12 protein-coding genes are annotated in these 14,238 nt (G+C 66.2%); 5 read left to right on the top strand and 7 right to left on the bottom strand.

Annotated elements, in window-relative coordinates:
- Positions 1-10 precede the first annotated feature (10 nt).
- Positions 11-1,540, bottom strand: a complete 1,530-nt coding sequence (gene gshA, locus P4826_RS01900) for a glutamate--cysteine ligase (protein ID WP_317702318.1) — start codon at positions 1,538-1,540, stop codon at positions 11-13.
- Positions 1,541-1,807: 267 nt separating this feature from the next.
- On the bottom strand, positions 1,808-2,731 hold the full coding sequence (locus tag P4826_RS01895) for an SDR family NAD(P)-dependent oxidoreductase (protein WP_317702317.1): 924 nt from the start codon (positions 2,729-2,731) through the stop codon (positions 1,808-1,810).
- A gap of 189 nt (positions 2,732-2,920) precedes the next feature.
- Between P4826_RS01895 and P4826_RS01890 the strand changes: the two genes are divergently transcribed.
- From P4826_RS01890 to P4826_RS01880, 3 genes are all read left to right on the top strand, one after another.
- On the top strand, positions 2,921-4,702 hold the full coding sequence (locus tag P4826_RS01890; RefSeq protein ID WP_317702316.1) for a peptidase M14: 1,782 nt from the start codon (positions 2,921-2,923) through the stop codon (positions 4,700-4,702).
- A gap of 28 nt (positions 4,703-4,730) precedes the next feature.
- On the top strand, positions 4,731-5,120 hold the full coding sequence (gene crcB / locus P4826_RS01885; RefSeq protein WP_317702315.1) for a fluoride efflux transporter CrcB: 390 nt from the start codon (positions 4,731-4,733) through the stop codon (positions 5,118-5,120).
- 128 nt (positions 5,121-5,248) lie between these two features.
- Positions 5,249-6,112: an LOG family protein gene (locus tag P4826_RS01880; RefSeq protein WP_317702314.1), complete on the top strand. Its 864-nt coding sequence runs from the start codon at positions 5,249-5,251 to the stop codon at positions 6,110-6,112.
- A 32-nt stretch (positions 6,113-6,144) separates the two neighbouring features.
- On the opposite strand, the gene P4826_RS01875 is transcribed toward P4826_RS01880, so the two are convergent.
- The 5 genes from P4826_RS01875 to P4826_RS01855 form a co-directional block, all read right to left on the bottom strand.
- Positions 6,145-7,686 carry a DNA recombination protein RmuC gene (locus P4826_RS01875; protein WP_317702313.1) on the bottom strand — a complete coding sequence of 514 codons (1,542 nt, stop codon included), beginning with the start codon at positions 7,684-7,686 and terminating at the stop codon, positions 6,145-6,147.
- A 65-nt stretch (positions 7,687-7,751) separates the two neighbouring features.
- Positions 7,752-8,729: a 2-hydroxyacid dehydrogenase gene (locus tag P4826_RS01870; RefSeq protein WP_317702312.1), complete on the bottom strand. Its 978-nt coding sequence runs from the start codon at positions 8,727-8,729 to the stop codon at positions 7,752-7,754.
- A 20-nt stretch (positions 8,730-8,749) separates the two neighbouring features.
- Complete coding sequence (locus tag P4826_RS01865; protein WP_317702311.1) at positions 8,750-10,165, bottom strand: sodium:proton antiporter; 1,416 nt, start codon at positions 10,163-10,165, stop codon at positions 8,750-8,752.
- 46 nt (positions 10,166-10,211) lie between these two features.
- Positions 10,212-11,411, bottom strand: a complete 1,200-nt coding sequence (gene pncB, locus P4826_RS01860; RefSeq protein WP_317703686.1) for a nicotinate phosphoribosyltransferase — start codon at positions 11,409-11,411, stop codon at positions 10,212-10,214.
- 129 nt (positions 11,412-11,540) lie between these two features.
- A complete protein-coding gene (locus tag P4826_RS01855; protein WP_317702310.1) occupies positions 11,541-12,026 on the bottom strand; it encodes an acyl-CoA thioesterase in 486 nt (161 codons plus the stop codon).
- A gap of 222 nt (positions 12,027-12,248) precedes the next feature.
- Between P4826_RS01855 and P4826_RS01850 the strand changes: the two genes are divergently transcribed.
- Positions 12,249-12,803: a phasin family protein gene (locus P4826_RS01850; RefSeq protein WP_317702309.1), complete on the top strand. Its 555-nt coding sequence runs from the start codon at positions 12,249-12,251 to the stop codon at positions 12,801-12,803.
- Between the two features lie 276 nt (positions 12,804-13,079).
- Positions 13,080-14,129 (top strand): extracellular solute-binding protein, encoded by a 1,050-nt coding sequence (locus P4826_RS01845; protein ID WP_317702308.1) that lies wholly within the window; start codon positions 13,080-13,082, stop codon positions 14,127-14,129.
- The last annotated feature ends 109 nt before the right edge of the window (positions 14,130-14,238 follow it).

Here is a 14,238-nt window from a genome sequence, read left to right as displayed (position 1 = left end):
TCAGCCAGGTTCAGCCGAGCTGGCGCGGATCCATGTACTGCTGGCGCCAGTCCTCGAACGGCAGGGTGTCCGCATCCTCGATGGCCTTTTGCGCCGCCAGGGACTGCGCGGCCAGGGCTTCGTAGTGCTGCTGCTGCGCCGCGTCCCAGGGCATGGCCAGCAGCCGCTCGCGCGCCTGCTGCGACTGCGCGAAGGAAAACGCCTCGTAGCTGCAGCCATGCTGGCCCCGCATGGCGGCCAGCACCCGTGCCGACGGGGTCAGGCTGCTGTCGGCCAGCCGGGCCTGGGCCTGCTGCAGCGCGGCGGCGTAGTCGCCGCCGCCCTGGGCGGCATCCAGCGCCGTGGCGATGGGGGTGCATTCGCCCAGCAGCTGCGCGGCCCAGTCGGCCAGCGGCACCGCCTGGCCCGCACGCAGCAGCTGCAGGCCCGGTTCGCGCCCGCGCTCCGCAGTCTGGTGCTGGTTGTGCTTGATCTCGGCAATCTCCTGCGGCGTGTCCGGCGGACTGTCGGACAGCAGGCAGTGCAGCAAGAATATGTCCAGCAGGCGCATGGTGGGGGCGGTGATGCCCACGTTCTCGAACGGATCCAGGTCCATCAGCCGCACCTCGACATATTCCACGCCGCGCTCGCGCAGCGCATGCAGCGGGCGCTCGCCGCGCTGCACCGTGCGCTTGGGGCGGATGGTGCCGTAGAACTCGTTCTCGATCTGCAGCAGGCTGGTGCCCAGCTGGTTGTAGTCGCCACCGATGTTGCGTATGCCGATCGCCTCATAGGCCGGGTACGGCCGCGTGAGCGCCTCGTACAGCGAGTCGGCATAGCCCGACAGGCCGTTGTAGCTCACGGCCAGGCTGGCCTGGGCGTCGCTCTGGTAGCCCAGGCGGCCCATGCGCAGCGAGGTGGCGTGCGGCAGGTGCAGGGCCTGGCTGCCGTCGCCCATGGGCTGCAGGCTGTGCGTGCGCCCCTCGACGAAGCAGGGGCACAGCGCGGGCGAGGCGCCAAACAGGTAGAGCAGCACGAAGGCGTGGCGGCGGAAGTTGCGGATCAGCGCAAAGTATTCCTCGCTCGTCACGCCCGGCAGCGACCAGTTGTAGTGGATGCCCGAAATCGTCTGCATGCGCCGCCCGTAGCGGTGCGCCAGGCCCATGCGGTAGATGCTCTTGGCGCGGCCGATATGCGAGTTGCCATAGCGGCCTATGGGGATGGTCTCGTCCGTGGGCAGGCCGCAGGGCATGCTGGAGACCCAGAGCATCTCGCCACCCGCGCCGGCCAGCGTGCGCAGCACATATTGGTGGATGTGGATCAGCTCGTCCAGGCAGCCAGAGACGCTTTGGTGCGCGCCAGTGATGAGCTCGATCTGCGACTCGCTGTAGTCGGTGGTGATGCTGGCGTGCGTCAGGGCCGAGCCCAGCGCCTGCGGGTGCGGCGTGAGTGCCAGACCGCCCTCCGGCAGCACGCGCAGCCCCTCTTTTTCTATGCCGCGGCGCATACCCGCCAGGCGCTCGGCCGGCAGGGCTGCGATTCGCTGTTGCCAATTGTTCATTGTGTGCTGTTGCTTTTTTCTGCGAGGGGCCGGAACTTAGCACGCCGGGCCCGCGCCTGCCTGACAGGACCGCCAAGCGCCACGGCCCAGCAAGGGCACTAGTACAGCGACACGGAGGTATCGGAACAAGATGAAAGTGATGGATTCGCGCCCAGGGCAAGGCGCAAACCGCAGCGATAGCCGTAGCTATCGCGAGGATTTGCAACGCCGCCATGGGGGCGAAGGCGCGCTTTCATGTTTCGATATTTCCGTGTTGCTGTACAAGGCCTACGCGCTTACCCCGGCCTCTGCCGCCGCCATGGCCAGGCGGATCTCGTTCTGGCCCTGGGCGGCGCCGCTGGCGGGCACCTGCTCACCGTGGCGCTCGCAGACCTCGGCCAGGCGGGCGGCCAGTTGTTCGGGTACGTCGTCACCCACGCCCAGGTACAGGCCCTGGGTCAGGGTGATATGCGCGGCCTCGAAGGTGCCCGCGCCGGCGCACAGGATGGTGCGCGTGGGCGCGCTCTCGTGCGCCAGCACCAGCATGGCGGGCACCACGGCCTCGGGCCGGATGGCGGCCATGACCTCGTCGGGCAGCAGGCCCGCGGTCATGCGCGTGGCGGCCGTGGGCGCCAGCGCGTTCACATGGATGCCGTACTTGGCGCCCTCGATGGCCAGGGTCTGCATCAGCCCCGCCTGGGCCAGCTTGGCCGCGCCGTAGTTGGCCTGGCCAAAGTTGCCGTACAGGCCGGTGGAGGAGGTGGTCATGACGATGCGCCCATAGTTCTGCGCCTGCATCAGCGGCCACACGGCCTTGCAGCAATGCGCCGCGCCCATCAGGTGCACCTGCACCACCAGGGCGAAGTCGGCCATGTCCATCTTGGCAAAGCTCTTGTCACGCAGGATGCCGGCGTTGTTGACCAGGATGTCCACGCGCCCCCAGGCGTCCTGCGCCTGCTGCACCATGGCCTGCACGGCGGCAAAGTCGGTCACCGAGGCGCCATTGGCCAGCGCCTGGCCGCCGGCGGCGCGGATCTCGTCGGCCACGGCCTGCGCCGCGCCCACGCTGCCACCGCTGCCGTCCACCGCGCCACCCAGGTCGTTGACCAGCACCCTGGCGCCGCGCGCCGCCAGCGCCAGCGCATGCTGGCGCCCCAGGCCACCACCGGCGCCCGTCACGATGGCCACGCGGCCTTGGAAATCGAGGGTCATGGCAATCATCTCCAGAGAAAGAAAGTATAAAAATAAGAGCATCTGGCGCTTGCTACACAAGCGCTAAAGGCCTTTTTCACTCATATTCCCGCGGGCCTGCACGATCCGCGCCGCATGGCCCGGCCGGGTCATGACCTGCAGATAATGACATGCCGCCGCACAGCCCCCTTGCCATTCACCCCCACCACCATGACCGATACCGACACCGGCACCACGCTGCTCGACCTGAACCTGGACCGCACCCTGGATCTGTGGCTGCGCCGCTTCTCACAGCCGCAATGGCGCGGCCGGCATGTCGAGGGCTGGCTGTTCGAGGGCCAGGCCGAGCGCCGCGCGGCCGAGCAGCGGCTGGCGGCCGTGGGCGTGCAGGCGCGCTTTCACAGCGCCTACAAGCCGCTGGTGCAGCATTTCATCGACAACGTCGGCCGCGCGCAGCTGGTGGCGGCCCATGTGCGCTACCCGGTGCCGCAGATCGGCCCAGCGCAGCGCTTCAGGCTGGAGGCCTACCCGCTCGCCGCCCTGCTGCCCGAAGGCGGGCTGACGCTGGAGCCACGCGCCGACGCCCTGCTGCACTACGACGTCGAGCTTGAGCTGCAGGGCGGCAAGCGCCTGACGCAACGCGTGCACGCACCCAACCGCCGCCACGCCGACGCCAGCGGCGCCCCGGCGCTGTCGCCCACGGGCTGGCTGCGCGTGGGCACCATGGCCGGCGCGGCCAACCTGCTGGACTGCGCCGTCAGCACCGACTACGAGCAGGCCTTTGCCCAGGCGCTACACGCCGTGCGCGCCCATCCCTGGCCGGATGCGGAGCCGTATTTCGAGCGCCTGCAGCTGCGCATCGACCTGCCCGGCTACGAGCAGCCCATTGCCTGGGCGGGCGAGAGCATCAGCACGGCCGAGGCGCTGCACGAGGACTTGTACTTCTCGCTGCTCGAGTTCTTCCAGCAGCACAGCGGCCGCCCGCTGGGCGACCGGCGGCTGCAGCCCGGCCAGATCGTGCCCGACATACGCCTGGGCGCCACCACGCCGCGCGTGCGGGTCAGCCTGCAGCCCTTTGATGCGCAGGCGCAGGACGCGCTGGCCGCCGCACAACTGCCGCAGGCGGCAGCAGCGGCGCTGGAGAGTCTGGGCAGCGCCCCGGCGCCGGCCTATATCGCCCAGATCCTGCAGGGCTGGCCCGGCCAGCGCTTTGAGGCGCCCACGCGCCAGGGACGCAGCGTGTGGGGCTATTACCAGGCCGGCACGCAACGGCCGGTGTTCATCAGCGGTGGCCAGCATGCCAACGAGACCTCGGGCGTGGTGGGCGCGCTGCGCGCCGCCGACGCGCTGCGCCATGACGGCAGGGCCCATTTCGCGCTCATCGCGCTGGAGAACCCCGACGGCTACGCCCTGCACCGCGAGCTGTGCTGCCAGCACAGCGGCCATATGCACCATGCGGCGCGCTATACCGCCCTGGGCGACGATGTCGAATACCGCGAGGGCGCGCCACTGTATGAGCGCGCGGCGCGCCAGCAGGCGCTGGCCCTGTCGGGCGCGCAGCTGCATGTGAACCTGCACGGCTACCCGGCGCACGAGTGGACGCGCCCGCTGTCGGGCTATGTGCCGCGCGGCTTCGAGCAGTGGATGTGTCCCAAGGCCTTCTTCCTGATCCTGCGCTACCACGCCGGCTGGCAGCAGCCGGCGCGCACGCTGCTCGAGGCCGTGTGCGCGCGCCTCAAGGCAGTGCCGGGCCTGGCCGAATTCAATGCGCGCCAGCGCGCGCTGTACGAGCAGCATGCCGGCCCGATGCCGTTCGAGCTCATCGACGGCATCGCCTGCACGCAGGCACAGACCACGCACGACGCACCGGTGACGCTGGTGACCGAATTCCCCGACGAAACCGTGCATGGCGACGCCTTCCGCTTTGCACACCTGGTGCAGATGCACACCGTGCTCGCGGCGGTGCAGGCCTGGCAGCAGATCGAGCTGTGACGCGCGCCGGCCTGCCTACAATGCCGCGATGCTGCACGCTCTTGCCATCTGCCTCGGCGCCTGCGCCGGCGCCCTGGCGCGCTGGCGGCTGTCGCTATGGCTCAACACCCAGGGGGCGCTGCTGCCCTGGGGCACGCTGGCGGCGAACCTGATTGGCGGCTATCTCATCGGCCTGTGTCTGGCGCTGTTCCAGGCCCTGCCGCAGCTCGACCCTGCCTGGCGCCTGCTGCTCGTGACCGGCTTTCTCGGCGCCCTGACCACCTTTTCCACCTTCTCGGCCGAGGTGCTGGGCCTGCTGCAGCAGCAGCGCCTGGCGCTGGCCCTGGGCCTGGCTACCCTGCATGTGGCGGGCTCGCTGTGCATGACCTGGGCCGGACTGCAAAGCGCGGCGCTGCTGCGCCTTGAAAGCCGGTTTTAAACTATCATTTACATAGCTGTTAGCGCTTGCCATATAAGCGTTTCAAGCCAATTAATCCAACAATCAAACCGCCCACTGACGCTACTCCACCGCTCAAGCCGACGGCCCTTTTTCCGATACCAAGAATCATGCAAGCCAACACCGACCTTCAAGACAGCCGCCTGGCCAACGCCTGGGCCGAGCTGCACAACTACGCCGTGGCCGGCAATCCGCTGCACGCCGACTCCTATCGCCTGGCCTTTGCCGACCCCGAATTCATGCTGCGCCGCGAGACACGCGGCATCCGCTTTCAGCTGGAGCTGCTGAAGCCCGAGCTGGAACAGGCCGACCAGGGCATAGAACACACGGTGGTGGTGTATGGCAGCGCGCGCTTTGTTGCACCCGAGGACGCGGCCGAGCAGTTGGCCGAAGCCCAGGCCAGCGGCGATGCCGAGCGCATCGCGCGCGCCGAGCGCGCCGTGAAGAACGCCTACTACTACGACCAGGCGCGCCGCTTTGCGCGCCATGTGGCCGAATACAGCCAGACGCGTCCGCCGGCCGAGCGCCTGTACATCTGCACCGGCGGCGGCCCCGGCATCATGGAGGCGGCCAACCGCGGCGCGCACGAGGCCGGCGCGCCCAACATCGGCCTGAACATCACGCTGCCGCACGAGCAAAGCGGCAACAAATACATCACGCCCTCGCTGTCGTTCAAGTTCCACTACTTCGCGCTGCGCAAGATGCATTTCATGATGCGCGCCAAGGCCCTGGTGCTGTTCCCCGGAGGCTTTGGCACGCTGGACGAGCTGTTCGAGGTGCTGACCCTGGTGCAGACCGGCAAGGCCAAGGCCGCGCCCATCGTGCTGTTCGGCTCCGAGTTCTGGAAGCGCCTGATCAACTTCGACGCCCTGGTGGAGCAAGGCACGATCTCGCAGGGCGACCTGAAGCTGTTCCACTACTGCGACGACCCGGCCGAGGCCTGGGCCATCGTGCGCGCGTTCTACGAGCTGTGAGCCCACCTGGCCGCTGCCCGGTGGCCGTGTTCCTAATCGCCTTCGTCCTCTATCAATAAGTCCTCAGCACTCGCGCCGGCATCGTCCAGCGCCTGCTGCCCGGGCGCCGGCAGTTCCTGCACGTCGCGCAGGCGCCGCTGTATGGCGCGCGTGCGCACATCGACCTGCTCGAACTTCCTGGCCGCCGCGTCGATGGACTTGCGCGTCTGATCCACGATGACGCCAAACTTGGCGAATTCACTCTTCACCTGCCCCAGTACGCCCCAGACCTCGGACGAGCGCTTCTCGATCGCCAGGGTCTTGAAGCCCATCTGCAGGCTGCTGAGCATGGCCGCCAGGTTGGCCGGGCCGGTGATCATCACGCGGCAGTCGTTCTGCACCGCCTCCACCAGGCCGGGGCGGCGCATGACCTCGGCAAACAGGCCCTCGGTGGGCAGGTAGAGCACGGCGAAGTCGGTGGTGTAGGGCGGCGCCACGTATTTGCTGAAGATTTTCTTGGCCTCCAGTTTGATGGAGGCCTCGAAGGCATTGCCGGCGGCGGCGATCGCCCCCTTGTCGGCCTGGTCTTGCGCGTCCACCAGGCGCTGGTAATGCTCCACGGGGTACTTGGAGTCGATCGGCAGCCACACCGGCTGCTCGTCGCTGCGGCCCGGCAGGCGGATGGCAAATTCCACCAGCTCGTCGCTGCCGGGCTGGGTCTTGACGTTTTTCTCGTACTGCCCGGGCGTGAGCACGTTGTCGATGATGGCGCCCAGCTGCAGCTCGCCCCAGGTGCCGCGCGTCTTCACGTTGGTCATCACGCGCTTCAGGTCGCCCACGCCGGCGGCCAGGGTCTGCATCTCGCCCAGGCCCTTGTGCACCAGCTCCAGGCGCTCGCTGACCAGCTTGAAGGAGTCGCCCAGGCGCTGCTCCAGCGTGGCGTGCAACTTCTCGTCCACGGTGCGGCGCATTTCCTCCAGCTTGGCGGCGTTGTCCTGCTGGATGGCGGCCAGGCGTTCGTTGAGCGCAGCGCGCAGCGCCTCGGCGCCCTGCTGGCTGCTGGCCGCCAGGCCCGTGAGCTGCTGGCCCACCGCCTCCTGCAGGCCGGCGAACTGGTGGCGCAGCTGCTGCGTATGCGCCTCCAGCTGCGCCTGCACATCGCCCTTCAGGGCCTGGGCGGTCTGCGTGAGCTCGGCGCGGAAGGCGGCCAGCGCCTGCAGCTGCTCATGGCGCGCCTGGGCCTCATCGCTGCGGCCCTGCACCAGTTGCTGCTCCAGCCGCTGCTGCAGCGCGCCAAAGGCTGCCTGCAGCTCGGCGCGGCTGGTGCGCGACTCCTGCGCCGCCAGCTGCAGGCGCTCGTCCAGCAGCACCTGCGTGCTGTGCGTGAAGCCGCGCAGCTGCTGGCCCATGGCGTCCAGCGCGCCATCGTTCTTGGCCACCGCCAGTTGCGTGGCCTGCACTGCCGACTCCAGCGCCTGCAGGCGCTGCGGCCACTCGGGCGGCAGCGCAACACGGGGGCGGCGCAGTAACAGGGCGCACAGCAGCAGCACGACCAGCACCAGCAGGGCCAGCGCGATCATCATTTCAAGGGTCATGGAATACTATCGATTCAATAGCTGTTTGCGCTTTGTGGATAAGCGCTACAGCCTTTTTTTGCTTATTACTGATTGGGGGTATTCACCGGCGTCAGCGCGCCGCGCCCGTCAAAGAAGGCCACCAGGTTGTCCGCCGCCAGCCGCGCCATGGCCAGGCGCGTGGGTACGGTGGCACTGGCGATATGCGGGGTGAGCACCACGTTGGAGCGCTCCAGCAGGCCGGGGTGTACGGCGGGCTCGCCCTCGAACACATCCAGGCCGGCGGCGGCGATGCGCCCCTCCTTCAGGGCCTGGGCCAGCGCCGCGTCATCGACGATGCCGCCGCGCGCAATATTCACCAGCGTGGCCGTGGGCTTCATGCGCGCGAGCTCTGCCGCACCAATGGCGTGGTGCGACTCGGCGCTGTAGGGCAGCACCAGCACCAGGTGGTCGGCCTGGGCCAGCAACTCGTCCTTGCTGACATAGCGCGCCTTGCATTCGGCTTCCAGCTCGGGCGCCAGGCGCGAGCGGTTGTGGTAGATCACCTGCATGCCAAAGCCATGCGCGCCGCGCCGGGCAATGCCCTGGCCGATGCGGCCCATGCCCAGAATGCCCAGGGTGCTGCCATGCACCTCGGCGCCGGCGAACATGTCGTAGCGCCAGCTGTTCCACAGGCCGGCGCGCAGGTAATGCTCGGACTCTGTCATGCGCCGCGCCGTGGCCATGAGCAGTGCAAAACCGAAATCGGCCGTGGTTTCGGTCAGCACGTCGGGCGTGTTCGTGCCCTGCACGCCGGCGGCGGTCATGGCATCCACATCGAAATTGTTGTAGCCGACGGCCATGTTGGCGGCGATTTTCAGACGCGGGCAGGCGGCCAGCAGGGCGGTGTCTATGCGGTGGCTGCCGGTGATGAAGACACCATCCTTGTCAGCCAGGCGCTGGGCCAGTTCTGCCTGGCTCCACAGCACATCCTCGGGGTTGGACTCGAGCGCGAAATGCTGCGCCAGGTAGTCGGTGATCTCGGGAAAGATATGGCGTGTGACCAGGATGCGGGGCTTGGACATGGGGCGTTTCCTTTCTGTAGTCAGCGCAGCCAGATGAAGGTCATGGCGATGAACAGCGGCACCAGGATGCCGCAGGACCAGAGCATGTAGCCGAAGAAGCTGGGCATCTTCACGCCCCTATCCTCGGCAATGGCCTTGACCATGAGATTGGGCGCGTTGCCGATATAGGTGTTGGCGCCCATGAACACCGAGCCGGCGGAGATGGCCGCCAGAGTCGTGGCGTAGGTGGTCATCAGCGTGGCCGGGTCGCCGCCGGCGGTGTTGAAGAACACCAGATAGGTGGGCGCGTTGTCCAGGAAGGAGGACAGCAACCCGGTGGCCCAGAAGTACATGGCCGGGTCGGGCTGGCCATCGGCCCGCGTGACCGCGGAAACGATGGCGCCAAACGGCCCGTTGACACCCGCCTTGAGCATGGCGATGACCGGGATGATGGTCAGAAAGATACCGGCAAACAGCTTGGCCACCTCCTGCATCGGGCCCCAGCCGAACTGGTTGTCGCTGTGCACCTGGCGCGGCGTGAGCACCAGCGACACCAGCGTGATGGCGATCAGCCCCAGGTCGCGCAGCAGGCCGGGCAGGCCCACCGGGGTGCCGGCTATCGTCCATTGCACGCTGGACTTCCACATGCCGCTCATCAGCACCAGGGCCACCACGCCCAGGAGCAGCACGAAGTTGATCTTGCCGTCAAAGCCCAGCGCGGCGCCGCCTGAGTCGGGCGTGGGGTCGGTACGCCGCAGCTCGCCGTCCTGGCGGAAGTACCAGGAGTCAATGGCAAAGAACAGCACCAGCAGCACGGCGATCAGGAACAGCGTCTCGGGGAAGATGTGGCGCAGCGTCCAGAAAAAATCCACACCCTTCAGAAAGCCCAGGAACAAGGGCGGATCGCCCAGTGGCGTGAGCGAGCCGCCCGCGTTGGAGACGACGAAGATGAAGAACACCACCACATGGGCCACATGCCTGCGGTTGTCATTGGCGCGTATCAACGGGCGTATCAGCAGCATGGATGCCCCTGTGGTGCCCATGAAGCTGGCCAGCACCGCGCCCACCAACAGGATGCCGGTGTTGAGCACCGGGCTGCCGCGCAGGTTGCCGCGTATGTAGATGCCACCGGCGACGGTGAACAGCGCCGACAGCAGGATGACGAAGGGCAGGTACTCGGCCGCCAGGGCATGCACAAACTGGGCGCCCGCCGCCTGCGGCCCAAAGACGACCGCAAATGGCAGCAGAAATGCCAGTGACCAACCCACCACCAGCTTGCCGAAATGGTGGTGCCAGAACAGCGGCGCCACCATGGGCAGGAGCGCGATCGACAGCAGGATGCCGGCAAAGGGCACACCCCACAGCAGCGACAGCTGGCCGCCATCGATATCCGCGGCAGCGGCCAGGGCCGGCGCCAGGCTGAGGGCGGTCAGGGTCAGGGTGCGAAAAAGCTTCATGGGACAGTCTCTCCTGGGTTCTTGTTCTGATGCTGCGCAGCGGCGCTCATGGCGGGCTGGGAATGTCGAACACCTGGCGCAGGTAGGCCAGGTATTTCTCGTCGTCGCACATGTTCTTGCCCGGCGCGTCCGACAGCTTGGCCACCGGCTGGTCGTTGCAGCGCGTCATCTTGATGACGATCTGCAGCGGCTCATGGCCCAAATCATTGGTCAGGTTGGTGCCAATGCCAAAGGCCAGCTGGCAGCGGCCATGAAAGCGCTGGTGCAGCTCGATGATGCGCGGCACGGTGAGCGCGTCGCTGAAGATCAGCGTCTTGGTCAGCGGGTCAACGCGGTGGTTGCGGTAATGCTGCAAGAGCCGTTCGCCCCAGGCAAAGGGGTCGCCGCTGTCGTGGCGTGCACCGTCGAACAGCTTGCAGAAGTACAGGTCGAAGTCGCGCAAAAAGGCGTTCATGCCGTATACATCGGACAGTGCAATGCCCAGGTCACCGCGGTACTCCTTGGCCCACATCTCGAAGCCGAACACCTGGGTATCGCGCAGGCGCGGGCCCAGCGACTGGCAGGCCTGCAGGTATTCGTGCGCCATGGTGCCCAGCGGTGTCAGGCCCAGCTGCATCGCATACAGCACATTGCTGGTGCCGGCCAACTGCCCGGCGCCGCCGTTGCCACGGTCGTCGGTGCCCAGGCGTGCGCACAGCACGCGCAGCACCTCCTCATGCCAGGCGCGTGAAAAGCGCCGGCGGGTGCCATAGTCGGCAATCTTCAGGCTCTCCAGGCCGTCGGCCTGCAGCTGCGCGATCTTGGCGTCCAGCCGCCTGCGCCCCTCGGGGAAGTTGGGCTGCTTTTGCGTGTTGCGAAAGTACACCTCGTTGACGATGGCCAGCACCGGGATCTCGAACAGGATGGTGTGCAGCCAGGGGCCGGTGATGCAAATGTCGATCTCGCCTGTGGGCAGGGCGCTGACCTGTATGTACTTTTCGTTCAGCCGAAACAGCGCCAGAAAGTCCACGAAATCGCTCTTGATGAAGCGCAGCGAGCGCAGATAGGCCAGCTCCGCATCCTGAAAGCGCAGGGTGCACAGGGCGCGGATCTCGTCGCGAATCTGATCCACATGGGGCGCCAACTGCACGCCCGGGTTGCGGCATTTGAAGCGGTATTCGACCTGCGCGCCCGGAAACTGGTGCAGCACCACCTGCATCATGGTGAACTTGTACAGGTCGGTGTCGAGCAGGCTGGTGATGATCATGGATGCGCGCGCCAGCCCTGCGGGCCGGTGCTGGTCAGGGGCGGTGGCGGGCACCGCAGGGTGTTTGTCTCTGCGGTGATTCTGGCATCAATGTCTGGCACCCATGGCAATACCCATTGCCACCCTGCCCTATGGCGCCAGGCACAGGGGTTCAAGCACCTGGCGCAGCCGCTGGGGCAAGGGGCGCGGACGGCGATCACCCCGCCCCACATAGACATGCACGAAATGGCCGCAGGCGGCGCTCAACTCCTGGCCCTGGGCGAACAGGCCGACCTCATAGCGCACGCTGCTGCCGCCCAGCCGCGCCACGCGGATGCCGGCCTCAATCGTCTGCGGAAAGGCCAGCGGCGCAAAGTAGTTGCACTGGGTCTCGATCACCAGGCCTATGGTCTCGCCCTGGTGAATGTCCAGCGCGCCCTGCTCTATCAGATAGGCATTCACGGCGGTGTCGAACCAACTGTAGTACACGACATTGTTCACATGGCCATAGATGTCGTTGTCCAGCCAGCGGGTCGTGATCGGCCGCAGCACGGGGTAGGTTTGTCTGGCCTGCGGCGCGGGGCGCTCAGGGGCGCGACCGGCCTGCGAAGGGGAAGAAACATGGGACGCATTCATGGAAGGGTGATTCTGCCAGCCAGGCGCCGCGCATCGGCGCAGCCGTAACCAACGGAACATTGGGGCAATGACCCTAAAAATGTTGCACCGCAACAAAAAAGACTTGCAAGTCTCGCCAGGATGCCTAAAATTCGCCCCATGCTGCACTGCAACATGACTCAACGGTCAGTCAGGGCAGACCTCTTAACCCGTCCGCAAGGGCATTTCAATTGGAGTAATGACATGACCATGACCCCCGAGCAAATCCTCGCTTCCCAAAAAGCCAACATCGAAACCCTGTTCGGCCTGACCAACAAGGCCTTCGAAGGCGTGGAAAAGCTGGTGCAACTGAACGTTGCCGCCTCGCGCGCCGCCCTGACGGAAGCCGCTGCCCACACCCAGGCCGTGCTGTCGGTCAAGGACGCACAAGAGCTGCTGGCCCTGCAAGCCGGCCTGTTCCAGCCCATGGCTGAGAAGGCTGCCGCTTACAGCCGCCACGTGTACGAAATCGCCTCCGGCACCAACGCCGAGTTCGGCAAGGCCTTTGAAAGCCAGACCGCAGAAGCCCAGCGTAGCTTCAGCAACCTGGTGGACACCGCTGCCAAGAGCGCACCCGCCGGTTCCGAAACCACCGTTGCCGTGTTCAAGAGCGCCGTCTCCGCCGCCAACAACGCTTTCGAGTCCGTGCAAAAGGCCGTGAAGCAAGCCAGCGACGTGGCCGAAGCCAACTTCAACGCCGTTGCCAACTCGGCCGCCAACGCTGCCAAGACGGTTGAAGTCGCTGCCCGCAAGCGCTGATAGCCCGGCTGCGCACATGCCCATGTGCGCAGTTCAGGGTTAACACCTAAAATCTCAACTTCGATCTTGTTGTTCTTTTTAATAACAAGGTTCTCCAGTTGTCTCCTTGGATCCTCTCGAAACTCCGCGTTTCTGGGATCCCTTCAAGCCCGGTCTTCTGACTGGGCTTTTTTTGCGTGCTCGATGATGGCCCGCTGGAATCACGGTTTATTTAAGAACGATTCTCGTTTGCCTTATGATCCCGGCATCACATCACCGAGAAGGAACTGATACCCCATGTCCAAGCCCATCAAGTCACTGTTGGTCATCTGTGCACTCGCTGCAGCCGGCATCGCCAGCGCCCAGGAGCAGGTCGTCAACCTGTATTCGGCACGCCACTATCCGACGGACGAGGCCTTGTACAGCGGCTTTACCAAGGCCACGGGGATCAAGATCCAGCGCGTGGACTCGGACGACGCCGGCATCATGGCCCGCCTGAAGGCCGAGGGCTCGGCTTCGCCCGCGGACGTGATCCTGCTGGTGGACGCCGCCCGCCTGTACCGCGGCGAGGCCGACGGCCTGTTTCTGCCGGTGCGCTCCAAGGTGCTCGAGGACGCCATTCCCGCCAACCTGCGCGCAACCCCCACAGCCGACGGCGGCATCCCCTGGTTCGGCCTGTCCACCCGTGCCCGCGTCATCGTCTACAACAAGGCCAAGGTCAACAAGGACGACGTAGACACCTACGAGGAGCTCGGCGACCCCAAGAACAAGGGCAAGCTGTGCATTCGCTCGGGCTCGCACCCCTACAACCTGAGCCTGTTCGGCGCCGTGACCGAACACATGGGCGAACAAAAGGCCGAGGCCTGGCTCAAGGGCGTGGTCGCCAACCTGGCCCGCGCGCCCAAGGGAGGCGACACCGATCAGATCAAGGCAGTGGCCGCCGGCGAGTGCGATATCGCCGTCAGCAACAGCTACTACCTGGCACGCCTGATGCGCTCGGCCAAGCCCGAGGACAAGGCCGTGGTGGACAAGGTGGCCGTGGTCTTCCCGAACCAGCAGTCCTGGGGCACCCACCTGAACATCGCCGGCGGCGCCGTGGCACGCCATACCAAGAACCAGGCGAATGCCATCAAGTTCCTGGAGTACCTGGCCAGCCCGGAGGCGCAAAACTATTTTGCCAACGGCAACAACGAATGGCCCGCAGCCAAGGGCGTGGAACTGGACAACCCGGCGCTGAAAGCCATGACCGACGGCAAGCCTTTCAAGAGCGAGACCATTCCCATCGGGGCCGTGGGCGCCAACACCACCAAGGTGCAGCAGATGCTCGATCGCGTCGGTTTCCGCTGATCCGCTCCGGGGCAAGCCTTCACCGAACCCGGCCCGGCCGGGTTTTTTTTCATCCGATGAATTGCGACGACGTCATAATTGACGTGTACGTCAACGTTATTTGCAGGAG

Source organism: Diaphorobacter limosus (assembly GCF_033100095.1).
Taxonomy (GTDB): Bacteria; Pseudomonadota; Gammaproteobacteria; order Burkholderiales; family Burkholderiaceae_C; genus Alicycliphilus; species Alicycliphilus limosus.
The sequence above is the reverse complement of the archived record's forward strand: the minus strand, read 5'-3'. Positions and strand labels throughout refer to the sequence as shown.